A 14,485-nucleotide genomic window follows, 5' to 3' on the forward strand; every position below is an offset into this window, starting at 1 on the left:
CATGAACGGATCGAATCTTGCGATCGGGCTCAACGGCCGCCTGGCCGCCCGCTGGGCCCGACGCGCCGTCGACCGTCTGCGCAAGGAGCGCGCGGAGATCGACGAGCTCAACGTCTTCCCCGTCCCCGACGGCGACACCGGGACGAACATGTACCACACGCTGCGCAGCGCCTACCTCGCCGTCGAGGAGCTCACCGGACCGGTCACCCTGCCCGAGGTCGTCTCCGCGGTCGCGACCGGTGCGAGCCGCGGGGCCCGTGGCAACTCCGGCCTCATCCTCTCCGTGGCCCTGCGGGGGGTCGCCGACGCCCTCGAGGGCGTGACCGTCGCCGATTCCGAGTCGATGGCCGAGGCCCTCGAACTCGCCTCGATCCGCGCCCGCCGGGCCGTGGCCCGACCGGTCGACGGCACGATGCTCACCGTCCTCGACGCCATGGCCGAGGAAGCGCGCGAGATGGCCGACTCCGGGGCCGACCTCGTCGCCCTCGTCTCCGCGGTCCGGCAGCGCTCGCGCAGCGCCCTGCGCGAGACCACCTCCCAGCTCGGGGTGCTCAGCGAAGCCGACGTCGTCGATGCGGGCTCGACCGGCATCGTCGAGCTCTTCGACCTCCTCTACGCGACGGTCACCGGCCGCACCCCGCAGGACTCGATGCTCTCCGAGGTCGCGAAGAGCCCGCGCATCATCCACCCGGCCCGAGCCGACGAACTCGAGATCGTCGCGATCCTCGCCGACGACTGCCCACCCACCCTCGGGGCGACGCTCGACGCGGCAGGCGGCACGTCGATCGTCGTCGACGGGCCGAAGGTCCATGTCCACGTCGAGGACGAGACACGGGCGGCCGCGGTCCTCGACCTCCTCGGCGAGACCGGGATCGCCCGCCTGGACATGGAGGACCTGCGCCTGCACGAGGAGGACGGGGAGACCCGCCTCGTCGCCGTGGTCGCCGGCACCGGGCTCCTCATGCACTGCGCCCTCAACGGAGCCACCGCCCTGGCCCCGGGCCCGGGGGAGCCCGCCGAGGCGGTGGCCGAGATCGTCGCCGCCGAGGACCGGGACGTCATCGTCGTCCCGAGCTCGACGACGAGGCTGAAGACGCTGAGCGGGGTGCGCGGGGCCCGCGTCGTGCGCTCCCGCAACGTCGCCACCCTGCTCTCGGCGCTCGCCGTCTACGATCCCTTCGCCCCGAGCGACGAGATCTTCGCCGACATGACCGAGGCCGCGAGCTCGACGAGGGTCGGCACGATCGTCTCCGCCGAGCAGCTGGCGACGAACCCGCCGACCGGGGCGCTGCCCCTCATCGACGCGCAGATGCTCGAGACCGGGGCGCATCCGTCCGACGAGCATCCCTCCCACCAGCCCGCGCAGTTCTACCGCGTCCTCATCGACGGCAGACCGAAGTCGCAGAGCACCGAACTGACCTCGCTGGTCGAGAAGCTCGCCGAGCGGCTCCTCGGCGCCGGCGGCGAACTCCTCACCGTCGTCACCGGCACGACGTGCCCGGCCGACGTGCTCACTCATCTGCGCCGGTGGCTGGGCAAATCGCATCCCCACGTGCGACTGCAGGAGATCGACGCCCGGGACGCCTCGACGCTGCTCATCATGGGAGTCGAATGAGCGCGCGACTCGAGGACTACTTCACCAGGCGCGACCTCGGCTTCCTCCGCAAGCGCGGGATCGACACCGTGGGCGACCTCTTCCGCTTCTTCCCCAGGCGGTTCCTCGTCCCTGGGGAGAAGACCCCGTTCGGCGGACTGCCGATCGGCGAGACCGCGATCGTCCAGGCCGAGGTGCTCTCCGTCGACACCCGGCTGCTCGAACGCAGGACGGGCCAGAAGAGCAAGCGCCCGCCGAGCCTGACCACGGTGCTCATCAACGACGGAACGCAGTCGATGAAGATCGCGTTCTTCAACCAGCAGTGGCTGCAGCAGCAGCTGGCGCCGGGACTCGTCGTCGTCTTCGCCGGCACCGTCGAGGAGTTCCGCGGGCAGCTGACCCTGAAGTCTCCGGTGTGGCTCAACCGCGACGAGCACGACGAGACCTGGACCCCGGAGGACCTCGACTCGCCGTTCCCCGTCTACCCCCGGGTCAAGGGCATCGCCCAGTCCCGGCTGTGGAAGGCGATCAAGGTGCTCCTCGACGTCGCCGATCCGGTCGAGTTCGAGGACCCGCTGCCGACCGGGATGCGCGAGCAGCTCGACCTCCCGGACCTGCGGACGGCGTTGAACGACATGCACCGGCCCCGGACGCAGGCGGCCATGGAACGGGCCCGGGAACGCTGGAAGTGGGAGGAGGCGCTCGCCCTCCAGACCGAGCTCGTCTCCCGCCGCGCCGACTACGAGCAGCTCTCGGCCACGCCCCTGCTCGACCTCGGTGCCAGGAGCAGGCGCTTCGACGCCGACCTGCCGTTCGCGCTCACCGCCTCCCAGATCCGGGTCGGTGAGGAGATCGCCCACGACCTCGCGCGCAGCACCGCGATGCACCGGCTGCTCCACGGCGATGTGGGATCGGGCAAGACGGTCGTGGCGCTGCGAGCCATGCTCATCGCCGTCGATTCGGGAGCCCAGGCGGCGATGCTCGCCCCCACCGAGGTGCTCGCCACCCAGCATTTCCGCTCGATCGAGAGGCTCCTCGGCGACCAGATGGCGCTGAGCCCGCTGCTCGCCGACGACGACCAGGTCCGGGTGGCCCTGATGACGGGGTCGATGCCGGCCAGGGAGCGTCGGCAGCTGGCCCTCGACCTGGCGGCGGGACAGATCGACATCGTCGTCGGCACCCACGCGCTGATGTCGGAGACGACGATGTTCGCCCAGCTCGGGCTCATCGTCGTCGACGAGCAGCACCGGTTCGGCGTCGAGCAGCGCGAGGCCCTGCGGTCGAAGGCGGGACTGACGGTGCCCCACACCCTCGTCATGTCCGCGACGCCCATCCCGCGCACCGTCGCGATGACCGTGTTCGCCGACCTCGACGTGTCCACCCTCGAGGAGATGCCGGCCGGGCCCAAGGACATCACCACCCATGCCGTGTCCCTGGCCGATCATCCGGCGTGGCTCTCGCGGATCCACCAGCTCCTCGCCGACACCGTCCGCCGAGGCGAGGGAGGGTTCGTCGTGGCGCCGCGGATCGAGAACACCGAGGTCGAGGACCCGGAGACGGGGCGGATCGAGGAGTTCATCGGCGTCGAGGAGATCCAGGAGCGGATGCGCCGCGCTCCCGAGCTGACGGGACTGTCGATCGGGCTCATGCACGGGAGGATGCCGATGGTCGACAAGGACCGGGTGATGGACGACTTCCTCTCCGGGGAGATCGACGTGCTCGTCGCCACGACCGTCATCGAGGTGGGCATCGACGTGCCGCGAGCGACGATGATGATCATCCACGAGGCCGACCGGTTCGGCGTCGCCCAGCTCCACCAGCTGCGGGGCAGGGTCGGTCGCGACGGGCGAGCCGCGACCTGCTTCCTGCTCACCAACCGGCCCGAGGTCGAACCGGGCTTCGACCGCATCCGGGCCGTGGCCGGCACTCTCGACGGCTTCGCCCTGGCCGAATACGATCTCGACAGCAGGGGAGAGGGCGACGTCCTCGGCGCCTCCCAATGGGGAGGATCGTCTCTGCGCCACCTGTCGGTGCTCCGCGACGCCGCGGTCATCGAACGGGCGCGGGCCTTCGCGGAGAAGATCGTCGCCGTCGACCCCGACCTGTCGGCCCTGCCGGGACTGCGCACCCTGATCAGACGGGTGCTTCCGGCGGAGTCGGCGCACTTCATCGAGGCGAGCTGAGGAGGCGGCCATGAGGATCATCGCAGGAGCGCACAAGGGCTGCCGGCTCGTCACCCCCGGCGGGGCGAACACCCGCCCCACCTCCGACCGGGTGAAGGAGTCGCTGTTCTCGATGCTCGACGGGTACGGCGTCGTCGCCGCCGCCAACGTCCTCGACCTCTTCGCGGGCTCGGGCGGGCTCGGGCTCGAGGCGATGTCGCGCGGTGCCGCCGAGGCCGACTTCGTCGACTCGGCCGCGGCGTCCGCCCGCGCGATCGGCGCGAACGCGCAGAAGATGGGCGTCGGTCACTCCGTGCGGATCCACACGGTCGACGTCATCACGTTCCTCGCCGGACTCCGGGGGAGGGGAGCAGAGGACGAGCGGGTGTTCGACCTCGTCTTCATGGACCCGCCCTACCCGCTCGGCGAGGATGCGGTGACGCAGACACTGGGGCTCGTCAGCGGGCTGCTCGACGAGGAGTCCATCGTCGTCCTCGAACGCTCGACGCGGTCCCCGGAGCCGACGATGCCCTCCGGTCTCGAGATCTTCCGCACGAAGGCCTTCGGGGAGACCACCATCCACTTCGTCCAGCTCGTCGCACCCGGGGACTGAGCAGAACCGGTCGGACAGCGGCGAGGAGCTGACGCCTACTGCACGCTGGAGAGGAACGTCCGGGTCCTCTCGTGGCGGGGTGAGGAGAAGATCTGGCTCGGCGGTCCCTCCTCGAGCACCTGACCGCCGTCGAACATCATCACCCGGTCGGAGACCTCGCGGGCGAACTGCATCTCGTGGGTGACGAGCAGCATCGTGATGTCCGTGGTCTCGGCGATCCTCCGCAGCACCGCGAGAACATCGCCGACGAGCTCCGGGTCCAGCGCCGAGGTGACCTCGTCGAGGAGGAGGATCTCCGGGCTCATCGCCAGCGCGCGGGCGATCGCCACCCGCTGCTGCTGACCGCCGGAGAGCCGGGAGGGGTGCTCGTCGGCCTTCTCTCCCAGACCGACCTTGTCGAGCAGCTCCCGGGCGTCCCTCACGGCTTCGTCCTTCGACTTCTTCAGCACGTGGATGGGCGCCTCGATGATGTTCTCGAGCACCGTCATGTTGGGGAAGAGGTTGAACTGCTGGAAGACCATGCCGATGCGCGTGGTGATGGCCCGCGTGGTCTTCGACGGCAGCTCGACCCGCTTGCCGTTCCTCTCGGTGTGGGTCAGGGGCCTGCCGTCGATGAAGATGTAGCCGTCGGTGAGCTCCTCCAGGGTCATGATCAGGCGCAGGATCGTCGTCTTCCCCGAACCGCTCGGTCCGATGAGCGTGACGCGCTCGCCGGGACTGATCGTGAAGTTGAGGTTCTTGAGCACGGTGGTGGCTCCGAACCGCTTCTCGACGTCCGTGAACTCGATCGCCGGAGTGTTCTCAGTAGGTGGCAAGGCGCCGCTCCAATCTCTGGATGAGCAGTGATGTCGGGTAACTGGCGGCCAGGAAGATGAGACCGGCCAGGGTGAAGGCCTCCGTGTACGCGAACTTCGCGGCCCCGAACTGCTGGGCGGTGGTGACGAGCTCGACGACGGAGATCGCGAAGAGGAACGGGGTGTCCTTGAACATCGCCACCGCGTAGTTGCCCAGCGACGGGATGGTCGCCCGCAGGGCCTGCGGGAGGATCACCGCGGTGAACGTCCGCACGGGTGGCAGGGACAGGGCGATCGCCGCTTCCCGCTGCCCCGGCGGCACCGCGTCGATGCCGGCCCGGTAGCTCTCCGACATGTAGGTGGCGTAGTGGACGCCGATGACGATGATGCCGATGACCAGGGCAGGCACGTCGACGAGACCCGGAATGCCCGCGAACAGGTAGTAGATGAAGAGGAGCTGGACGACCAGGGGAGTGTTGCGGATGAACGCCTGGAGCAGGCGGACGATCCAGTTGACCGACCGGGGCAGTCCGCGGATCGCGACGGCGATGACGAGCCCGAGGATCGCGGCGATGATCGTGCCCACGACGGTGGCGATGAGGGTGTTGCCGAAGCCGCGCAGCAGCAGCGGCAGGGCCTCGGCGGCGAAGTCCCAGTTCCAGATCATGCCCGAACCTCCCCGCGCGCGAGCCGGCGGGCCCGCCGGCGCTCGGTCCGGGAGTTCGGGCGCTTGCGACCCAGGCGGGCGGTGGCCCGGCGCTCGAGGAGGTTCATCAGCTCCTGCAGCAGCCAGGCGATGACGAAGTAGATGACCAGCCCCGCGGTGTAGGAGAAGATCGTGTCGTTCGTCGACATGCGCAGCTGATTGATCTTGTCGGTGAGGTCCTGCAGGGTGATGAAGGAGACGACCGCCGTGCCCTTGAGGAGCTGGATGAGCAGCGTCGCCAGTGACGGGATCATCAGCGCCCAGGCCTGCGGGAAGATGACGCGGACCATCCGTCGGGCCGGCGAGAGGCTGAGCGCGATCGAGGCCTCCCACTGGCCGCGGTCGACGGTGACGATCGAGGAGCGGACCACCTCGGCGGAGTAGGCGCCGTAGTTGAGCGCCAGCGCCCCGATGCCGCACGACATCGGGTCGAGTTCGACGCCGAGCAGCGGGAGGACGTAGAAGAGCCAGAACAGCTGGACGAGCAGAGAGGTGCCGCGGAAGAATTCGACGACGATCCGCGCGGGGATCCGCAGCCAGCCGTGCGATGAGGTCATCAGCAGTCCGAGGACGAGCGCGATGACCATCGCCCCGAGCGCTCCGGCGATCGTGAGGATGAGCGTGACCTGGATTCCCTCCCACAGCTGCGGGAGGAAGTCCAGGAGTGATGTGAAGTTGCCGGTCATGGCGGACGGGCCCTCAGCGCCGGGCTATGACTGCGCTCCGGGCAGGTCTCCCGCGCACAGCTGCTCGGTGGTGATCGAACCGTCGGGTCGCTCCTCGGCGGTGAAGCCGTAGTCGCCGACGATGCTCAGGTACTCCTCCTCGCTGGACACGATCTTGTCGAGCTCGGCGTTCCAGGCGTCCTTGAGCTCGGTGTCCGCGGTGCGGAAGACCGTGGCGCCGGCGCCGACCTGCGGGACCCCGTCGATCTCCTGGACGAACGACTCGGTCACCTCGACGTCGGCCTCGGGGTTGTTCTTCGCCATCCAGTTGAGCGAGATGCCGGTCAGCGCGAAGGCGTCGGCGCGACCGGTGGTCACGGCGTCCATGCCGTCCTGCGGGGTGCCGACCTGCATGGCCTCGATGCCCAGGGACTTCGCGTAGTCGGATTCGATGGCGCCGGTCATCGTCGCGAGCGTCGCGCCCTTCGCCTTGACGTCGTCGAGGGTCTTCAGCCCCTCCGGGTTGCCCTTCTTCGTCATCAGGGCGGTCGTGTACATGAACTCCGGATTGCCGAAGGCAGCCTGCTCGCAGCGCTCGGGAAGGATCGACATCCCGGCGGAGATGACGTCGAAGCGCTCGGCGTTGAGCCCGGGGATCAGCGAACCGAACTCCGTGTTGACCCCGTCGACCTCCTCGACGCCGAGGCGCTTGAAGATCTCCTTCGCGAGCGCGACGGACGCCCCCGTGAGCTCTCCGCCCTCTTCGAAGCTGTAGGGTGCCTCACCGGCGAAGCCGACGGTGACCGTCCCGTCGTCGATGGCCTGCTGGAGCGTGCTCTTCTCGGAGTCGCTGCCGCCGCAGGCACCCAGGGTGAGGGTGAGTGCGAGGGCCGAGGTCGCTGCGGCAATCCTCTTCGTGGCGTTCATTGCTTTCCCTTTCGGTTGGGCAGAGGCACTGATGAGTGACGTACCTCACTCCATCTTCGAAGCACCACACGCCCTGCAAGCGGCATTGTCCGCCATCGTTATGCAATCGTGTCCGTCGATCGACCGTCTCCGCCGCGGGATACGATGGGGCCATGAAGGTCGTCTGCCCCGGATCCTATGACCCGATCACGATGGGTCACCTCGATATCATCGCCCGCAGCGCGCGGATGTTCGCCGAGGTGGTCGTCGCCGTCGTCCACAACCCGGCGAAGTCCGGCCGCTTCGATCCCGAGCGGCGCGCGGATCTCATCGGGGCGAGCCTGGCCGCCGACGAGCGCACCCGGGAGGCCGGCAACATCTCCATCGACCTCGTCCCCGGCGGCCTCCTCGTCGACTACTGCACTTCGATCGGCGCCCCCGCCGTCGTCAAGGGCCTGCGGTCGGGCACCGACTTCGCCTACGAGCTGCCCATGGCGCTGATGAACAAGCACCTGTCCGACCTCGAGACGATCTTCGTCCCCGGCAGCCCCGAGTTCGAGCACGTCTCCTCCTCCCTCATCAAGGAGGTCCATGACGGGGGCGGGGACATCCGCGGACTCGTCCCCGATCCCGTCATGACCGCCCTCGGCGCCGCAGGCGCCCGGTAGGCGATGAGCGCAGCGCCACCGTCCTCCCGCTTCTGGTTCGCCGGACTCGTCAGCCACACCGTCCTCGCACATGCCACCTACAACGGCGTGCGGGTCCTCATCTCCTATCGCACCCTCGAGCTGGGCGGCTCCGGCGTCGTCCTCGGTCTCATGACCGCCTGTTACTCACTCGTCCCGCTGCTCACCGCGCTCTTCGTCGGCCGCCTCGTCGACCGCGGCTACGCGACGGCGGTGCTGTGGACGGGCACAGTGCTCTCGATCGTCCCCGTCGCGCTCGCGGCGATCGCCCCCAACCTCGGCGTGCTCCTCATCGCGACGATGAGCCTGGGCTTCGGGCAGCTGCTGACGACGGTCGCCTCGCAGGCGCTCATCCCGCAGAGCTTCCCCGCCTCGCGGCTGACGGCGAAGTTCGGCCATCTCACCCTCGGGGTCTCGATCGGGCAGACGATCGGCCTGCCGATCGCCGGTCTCGTCGCCGACGCCACGGCCGGCGCCCCGCAGATCTCGACGGCGCTGTGGTTCATGACCGCCCTGTCCTCCCTGACCCTGCTCGCCACCGTCGTCGTCATGCTGCGCGGGCGGACCCCGCACGTCTCCCGCGCCGAGGCGGCCAGGAGCGTCCGCACGCCCTGGTCGCTGCTGTCGATGCGGGGGATGAAGCCGGCGATCTTCGCGTCGATGACGACCCTGGCCGCGGTCGACCTGATGACCGCCTACCTCCCGCTCATCGGCGAGCAGAACGGACTGTCGGTGACGACGGTGACGTGGCTGCTCACCCTGCGCACCCTCGCCTCCGTCCTCTCCCGCCTGGTCATCGGGGTCCTCACCCGCCGGTGGCACTTGCTCTCCCTGCTGTGGACCGCCTCGGCGGCGTCCGGGGCCTGCGTCATCCTCATCCCGGTGCTCACGGCTCCGTGGGCGCTGGCGATCCTCCTGCTCCTCGCGGGATTCTGCTTCGGCCTGACCCAGCCGCTGACGATGTCGTGGGTCTCGACGCTCGCCGACCCGGCCAACCGGGCGGCGGTGCTCTCGATCCGGCTCGCCGGCAATCGGCTCAGCCAGGTGGCGATCCCCTCGGCGGCCTCGCTGCTCACGGTCGTCGCCGGGGCGGGGATCGTCTTCACGATCTCCGGGGCGCTGCTCCTGCTCGCCGGGGGAGTGACCTGGCGGATGCGGCACGAGAGATGGTGAGCGGTCCGTGACGAGGAGCACACCGCGGGGAGCCCGGCGGCAGTTGGTAAAGGCCCGGCTTCATGACTAGAATGGTGAGTCGCGTGTGAACGTAGGAGCAGCTTCCTGTTTCACGGAAGGAGGGCGAGCATGAAGAAGCGATCGGAGTTCGTTTACGATCTCAGGTCCATGGGATTGCTCGGTCGACCCGGTGAATGGGAGAGGGTGAATGCCACTCTGCCGGCTCCTGCGGACCTGAAGATCGAAGTGATCGGGGTCGCCGAGGGTTCGCCTCTGACGCTCGAGCTGATGTTCGAGAGCGTGTCGGAGGGGATCTACGTGTCGGGCAGCGTCTCGACCGTGGCCCGGGGCGAGGACGTGCGGACTCTCGACGAGATCGAGCTGCCCATAGATGTCGACATCAACGAGATGTACGTCTATGAGCAGGCCGATGGCGATGAGGAGTCCTATGTCATCGACCGTGATCAGCTCGACCTCGAGCCCGCGATCAGAGATGCTGTGGTGATGGCTCTTCCGTTCAGTCCGGTTGCGGACGACAGCGAGGAGTTCAGCTTCACCCTGGGTGAAGACCTGGAGGTCGAAGCCGGCGAGAGCGAATCGCCGTTCGCAGCACTGAAGGACCTATTGGATGAGAAGAAAGAGAGCTAGACGTGGCTGTTCCCAAGCGTAAGATGTCGCGCAGCAACACCCGCCACCGTCGTTCGCAGTGGAAGGCGCAGGCGCCCAACCTCGTCAAGACTGTGGAGAACGGTCGCGTTGTGTACTCGCGCCCTCACCAGGCCAAAGTCGTCGAAGACTCAGCAGGCACCCCGCTGTACCTCGAGTACAAGGGACGCAAGGTCGCTGACGTCTGAGCTGTGGAGACTGATACCACAGCAGCCTTGATGGAGAGTCTCGGGATCGACATCGATCCCGAGACTCTTCGTCTTGCCCTGACCCACCGCTCCTTCGCCTTCGAGGCCGGCGGGATCCCCACGAACGAGCGCCTCGAGTTCCTCGGCGACTCCGTGCTCGGACTCGTCGCCACCGAATCGCTCTACTACGACAACCCCGACCTGGCCGAAGGGGCGCTGGCGAAGATGCGCTCGGCCGTGGTCAACACCCGCGCGCTGGCCGCGATCGCCCGGGCCCACGGCATCGGCCGGCACATCCTGCTCGGCAGGGGCGAGGAGCTCACGGGAGGCCGGAACAAGGACTCGATCCTCGCCGACACCGTCGAGGCCCTCATCGGCGCGACCTACGTCTCCTCGGGGCGCGAGGCGGCCTTCGCCTTCGTCCACCGGCTCATCGACGACATGCTCGTCGACGCCGTCAACCTCGGCGCCGGGATGGACTACAAGACGACTCTGCAGGAGGCCGCGGCCGACCTCGGGCTGGGCGCCGTGAGCTACGAGATCACCTCGTCGGGTCCCGACCATGCCATGGTCTTCACCGCGACCGCCCTGCTCGGCGGGAACGGCTGGGGCAGCGGCGACGGCACGTCGAAGAAGGCCGCCGAGGCGGCAGCCGCGGAGGTCGCGGTCAAGGCGATCCGCACGATCTACCCCGACTACAAGCGCTGAGCGCGTGACCGAGACTCTCCCTGGCACCACGCCGAGGACGGCGTGCCCGCGAGGATCCGGCGATGCCTGAGCTGCCCGAGGTCGAGAGCGTCCGTCGCGGCGTCCATGAGTGGACCGCCGGCGCGACGATCACCCGCGCCGAGGTGCTCGACCCGCGGATCCTCGGCACCACCTCCCAGCGGCGGGTGTCTCCCGACGCCGTCGCCGACTTCGTCGATGCCGTCACCGGTCGGAGCATCCGTGCGGCCGAGAGGCGCGGGAAGTTCATGTGGCTGACCCTCGGCGAGGACCGGCTCAGCCTCATCGTCCACCTCGGGATGAGCGGTCAGCTGCGCGTCCACGCCGCCGCCGATCCCCGGCACCGGCACACCCGGGCCGTGTTCGCCCTCGAGCGGGCGGGCGAGACCTACGAGATGCGGTTCGTCGATCAGCGGATCTTCGGTCACCTCGGCGTCGCACCCCTGACCTGGTCGCAGGGTCGGCTCGTGCCCGCCTCGGCCTCCCACATCGCCGCCGACCCCCTCGAGGAGGCCTTCGACGCCGAGGCGGCCGTCTCCCTGCTGTCGACGAAGCGGACCGCGCTCAAGGCCGCGCTGCTCGACCAGGGCCTCGTCAGCGGGATCGGCAACATCTACGCCGACGAGGCGCTGTTCCGCGCGCGGGTCCATCCCCTCGCGATCCCGGCACGGACGAGGAGATCACGGCTCGTCGCGGTGCTCGAGTCCGCGGCGAGCGTGATGAGCGATGCCTTGCTCGTCGGCGGAACGAGCTTCGACTCCCTCTATGTCAACGTCAACGGCGAGTCCGGCTACTTCGACCGTGCGCTGCTCGCCTACGGTCGCGAGGGTCAGGAGTGCGTGCGGTGTGGCACCCCGATCCGGCGTCTCGTCATCGGCGGTCGCTCCTCCCACTTCTGCCCGAAGTGCCAGAAGGCCCCGACCGCCCCGAAGCCGCTGAGGCCGGTGCCCGGGCGCTGACCGATCGCGTCTTGCCAGCCGGCGAGCCGCGGTAGTGGGTAGGATCAGGTCATGACCGCCACCTGGAATGCCATCCATGCCGAGCGCGCACGACTGGCGACCCTGCTCGACGATCTCACCGCCGAGCAGTGGAGGGCACGCTCCCTCTGCGCCGAGTGGACGGTCGAAGACGTCGTCGCCCATCTCAGCGCGGCCGCGAGCACGACGACCCTGCGCTGGCTGGTGAGCATCGCGGGAGCCGGTTTCAATGCCGACCGGCACAATGCCCGGGCCCTGAGCCGCCACCTCGGCGACGATCCCGCGGCGACGCTGGCCGAGTACCGCCGCACGATCCCCCTGACGATCGCGCCGACGAAGGACCTGGCCGCATTCCTGGGAGAGGTCATCGTCCACGGTCAGGACATCGCTCAGCCTCTCGGGATCGCATTGGTTCCCAACCGGACCGCGCTGAGCGAGGTCGCCGAGTTCTACGCCGCCAGGGACTTCGCGGTCAACAGCAGAACCCTCGTCAAGGGGCTGCGCCTCGAGGCCGACGACGCCGACTTCGCCACCGGCGAGGGCCCGCTCGTGCGCGGAGGCCTCCTCGCCCTGGTCATGGCCATGGCAGGCCGCGACGTGTCGCTGGACTGCCTCGAGGGCGACGGTGTCGAGGAGCTGAAGCGGCGCCTGGGAGGATCGCTCGCGGCCTGAGCCGAACGCCGAACGGCGGCCTCCCAGCGGCAGGTGAGTGCCGGTGACAGACCGCCGTGGCGAATCGGAGCCGGCGTCAGAGCGGGTCGTCGGCGGTGCTCCGGGACCGTGTCGCAGCGGATTCGGTCGTGGCTCCCGGGCCTGTCGCCGAATCCGACCCCTCGGCCCGCTTGAGATCCTCCTCCGACACCACCGACATCTCCTGGGTGGACAGACCGAACACCTCGCCGTCGTACTCGTCGACCGCCGTGGCGACGGTCTCGTCGAGCAGATGGGTGGCGAGCTCCCGCTTGATGATGAGCGGATCACGACGCAGGTCCTTCCACAGCGCCACGCAGAGCAGGAGCATGACGAGGACGAACGGCAGCGCGGAGACGATCGTGATGTTCTTCAGACCGTTGAGCGCAGCCGCCGGGTCCTCGCCTCCGGCCAGGAGCATCACCGCCGCAACCGCACCGGTGGCCACACCCCAGAAGATCACCGTCTTCTTCCGCGGTTCGATCGCCCCGTTCTCACTCAGCCCGCCCATGACGATCGACGCCGAGTCGGCACCGGTGACGAAGAAGATCCCGATGAGGACGACGGTGACGACCATGAGGATGACCCCGATGATCCCCGGCAGGGGCAGAGCACGCAGCAGGTCGAAGAGGATGAGGTCGAAGTTGATGTCCGGCACCCCGTCGACGACGTTCGCCAGGGCCTCCACGGTGCCCTCACCGCGTTCGGCCCGCTCCTGCAGGCCGATGGCGCCACCGCCGAAGATCGCGAACCAGATGAGCGAGATGACGGACGGGACGATGAGCACACCGGTGACGAACTGGCGGATGGTGCGGCCCCGCGAGATGCGGGCGATGAACAGGCCGACGAAGGGCGACCAGGAGATCCACCACGCCCAGTAGAAGACGGTCCAGCTCGAGAGCCAGTCGGAGACGGTCTGTCCGCCGTCCGCGGCGGTGCGGGAGGCCATCTCCGGAAGATCCGAGATGAAGGCGCCGACGGCGGACGGGACGACGTTGAGGATGAAGAGCGTCGGCCCGCCGATGAAGACGATGATGGCGAGGATGACGGCGAGCACCATGTTGATGTTCGACAGCCACTGGATGCCCTTCTCGACACCGGACACCGCCGAGGCGACGAAGGCCGCGGTGAGGATCGCGATGATGATGACGAGGACCGGGGAGGTGACATCGCTGAGGAATCCGGCCGATTCGATGCCGCCGCCGATCTGGATCGCGCCGAGGCCCAGCGAGCATGCGGAGCCGAAGAGGGTGGCGAGGATCGCGAGGATGTTGATGAGCTTCCCGCCGGCGCCGTGGACGGCGCGTTCGCCGAAGAGCGGGGTGAACATCGAGGAGAAGAGCTGCGAGCGGCCGAGGCGGAAGGTGCCGTAGGCGACCCCGAGTCCGACGATCGCGTACATCGCCCACGGGAAGAGGGTCCAGTGGAACAGCGTCGTTCCCATGGCGACGTCCAGGGCCTCGGGGCTGGAGCCCTCGACGGTGCCCGGCGGCGGGGACATGTAGAAGTAGAGCGGCTCGCCGACACCGTAGAACACGAGCCCGATGCCCATACCGGTGGCGAACATCATCGCGATCCACGAGGAGGTCTTGAATTCGGGGACCTCGTCGTCCTTGCCCAGGGGGATCCGCCCGAACTTGCTCACCGCGACGACGATGACGAAGATCGTGAAGATCGTGGCGGCGATGACGAAGAGCCAGCCGAAGTTGTCCATCACGCCGGTCAGGGCGGCGGTCGCGACGCTGCCGAGTCCGCTGGGGGAGATGAAGCCCCATGCCACGAAGGCGATGGCGAGCACAGCGGCGGTTCCGAAGACGACCGGATCGAGTCCCTTCGGCTTGAAGGGCCGCAGCTTCGTGGTCGGATTCTTGAGGAACTCGATGAGCTCTCGAGTCTTGTCCTGTTCTCTATTCATGGGGTGTGGTCCGAGCCGGCAGCG

Annotated in this window: 15 protein-coding genes; 10 read left to right on the forward strand and 5 right to left on the reverse strand. The window is 68.6% G+C overall.

Annotated features, from left to right (window positions below):
- Position 1: 1 nt before the first annotated feature.
- The 3 genes from DFO65_RS01765 to rsmD are packed head-to-tail and all read left to right on the forward strand — an operon-like array spanning position 2 to position 4,369.
- Positions 2–1,615: a DAK2 domain-containing protein gene (locus DFO65_RS01765; RefSeq protein ID WP_113902683.1), complete on the forward strand. Its 1,614-nt coding sequence runs from the start codon at positions 2–4 to the stop codon at positions 1,613–1,615.
- Entirely contained in the window at positions 1,612–3,777 is a 2,166-nt protein-coding gene (locus tag DFO65_RS01770) for an ATP-dependent DNA helicase RecG (RefSeq protein ID WP_113902684.1), read from the forward strand. Before DFO65_RS01765 ends, DFO65_RS01770 begins: the two co-directional genes overlap by 4 nt.
- A 10-nt stretch (positions 3,778–3,787) precedes the next feature.
- Positions 3,788–4,369 carry a 16S rRNA (guanine(966)-N(2))-methyltransferase RsmD gene (gene rsmD / locus DFO65_RS01775; RefSeq protein WP_113902685.1) on the forward strand — a complete coding sequence of 194 codons (582 nt, stop codon included), beginning with the start codon at positions 3,788–3,790 and terminating at the stop codon, positions 4,367–4,369.
- Positions 4,370–4,404: 35 nt separating this feature from the next.
- Here rsmD and ehuA read toward each other — a convergent pair whose 3' ends face one another.
- Genes ehuA through ehuB form a run of 4 tightly spaced genes read right to left on the reverse strand, consistent with a single transcriptional unit; the run spans position 4,405 to position 7,461 of the window.
- Positions 4,405–5,184, reverse strand: a complete 780-nt coding sequence (gene ehuA / locus DFO65_RS01780; protein ID WP_113902686.1) for an ectoine/hydroxyectoine ABC transporter ATP-binding protein EhuA — start codon at positions 5,182–5,184, stop codon at positions 4,405–4,407.
- Entirely contained in the window at positions 5,171–5,830 is a 660-nt protein-coding gene (gene ehuD / locus DFO65_RS01785) for an ectoine/hydroxyectoine ABC transporter permease subunit EhuD (RefSeq protein ID WP_113902687.1), read from the reverse strand. Before ehuD ends, ehuA begins: the two co-directional genes overlap by 14 nt.
- The gene (ehuC, locus tag DFO65_RS01790; protein ID WP_113902688.1) at positions 5,827–6,555 is read right to left on the reverse strand and encodes an ectoine/hydroxyectoine ABC transporter permease subunit EhuC; all 729 of its coding nucleotides are present in this window, start codon (positions 6,553–6,555) and stop codon (positions 5,827–5,829) included. The genes ehuD and ehuC overlap by 4 nt, the downstream gene beginning before the upstream one ends.
- A 24-nt stretch (positions 6,556–6,579) precedes the next feature.
- Complete coding sequence (gene ehuB / locus DFO65_RS01795) at positions 6,580–7,461, reverse strand: ectoine/hydroxyectoine ABC transporter substrate-binding protein EhuB (protein WP_113902689.1); 882 nt, start codon at positions 7,459–7,461, stop codon at positions 6,580–6,582.
- A gap of 152 nt (positions 7,462–7,613) precedes the next feature.
- On the opposite strand from ehuB, the gene coaD reads away from it, so the two are divergent.
- The 7 genes from coaD to DFO65_RS01830 all read left to right on the forward strand — a co-directional run bounded on the left by coaD (position 7,614) and on the right by DFO65_RS01830 (position 12,528).
- Positions 7,614–8,108 carry a pantetheine-phosphate adenylyltransferase gene (coaD, locus tag DFO65_RS01800; protein WP_113902690.1) on the forward strand — a complete coding sequence of 165 codons (495 nt, stop codon included), beginning with the start codon at positions 7,614–7,616 and terminating at the stop codon, positions 8,106–8,108.
- Between the two features lie 3 nt (positions 8,109–8,111).
- Positions 8,112–9,299 (forward strand): MFS transporter, encoded by a 1,188-nt coding sequence (locus tag DFO65_RS01805; RefSeq protein WP_113902691.1) that lies wholly within the window; start codon positions 8,112–8,114, stop codon positions 9,297–9,299.
- Between the two features lie 129 nt (positions 9,300–9,428).
- Positions 9,429–9,947 (forward strand): YceD family protein, encoded by a 519-nt coding sequence (locus tag DFO65_RS01810; protein ID WP_113902692.1) that lies wholly within the window; start codon positions 9,429–9,431, stop codon positions 9,945–9,947.
- A 2-nt stretch (positions 9,948–9,949) separates the two neighbouring features.
- A complete protein-coding gene (rpmF, locus tag DFO65_RS01815; RefSeq protein WP_113902693.1) occupies positions 9,950–10,153 on the forward strand; it encodes a 50S ribosomal protein L32 in 204 nt (67 codons plus the stop codon).
- A gap of 30 nt (positions 10,154–10,183) precedes the next feature.
- Positions 10,184–10,861 (forward strand): ribonuclease III, encoded by a 678-nt coding sequence (gene rnc / locus DFO65_RS01820; RefSeq protein ID WP_220151214.1) that lies wholly within the window; start codon positions 10,184–10,186, stop codon positions 10,859–10,861.
- A gap of 62 nt (positions 10,862–10,923) precedes the next feature.
- Positions 10,924–11,838 (forward strand): bifunctional DNA-formamidopyrimidine glycosylase/DNA-(apurinic or apyrimidinic site) lyase, encoded by a 915-nt coding sequence (gene mutM / locus DFO65_RS01825; RefSeq protein ID WP_113902695.1) that lies wholly within the window; start codon positions 10,924–10,926, stop codon positions 11,836–11,838.
- 51 nt (positions 11,839–11,889) lie between these two features.
- Entirely contained in the window at positions 11,890–12,528 is a 639-nt protein-coding gene (locus DFO65_RS01830; RefSeq protein ID WP_113902696.1) for a maleylpyruvate isomerase family mycothiol-dependent enzyme, read from the forward strand.
- A gap of 76 nt (positions 12,529–12,604) precedes the next feature.
- Here DFO65_RS01830 and DFO65_RS01835 read toward each other — a convergent pair whose 3' ends face one another.
- Positions 12,605–14,461 (reverse strand): BCCT family transporter, encoded by a 1,857-nt coding sequence (locus tag DFO65_RS01835; protein WP_113902697.1) that lies wholly within the window; start codon positions 14,459–14,461, stop codon positions 12,605–12,607.
- Positions 14,462–14,485 lie beyond the last annotated feature (24 nt).

It is taken from the genome of Brevibacterium sanguinis (genome assembly GCF_003315415.1).
Classification (GTDB): domain Bacteria; phylum Actinomycetota; class Actinomycetes; order Actinomycetales; family Brevibacteriaceae; genus Brevibacterium; species Brevibacterium celere_A.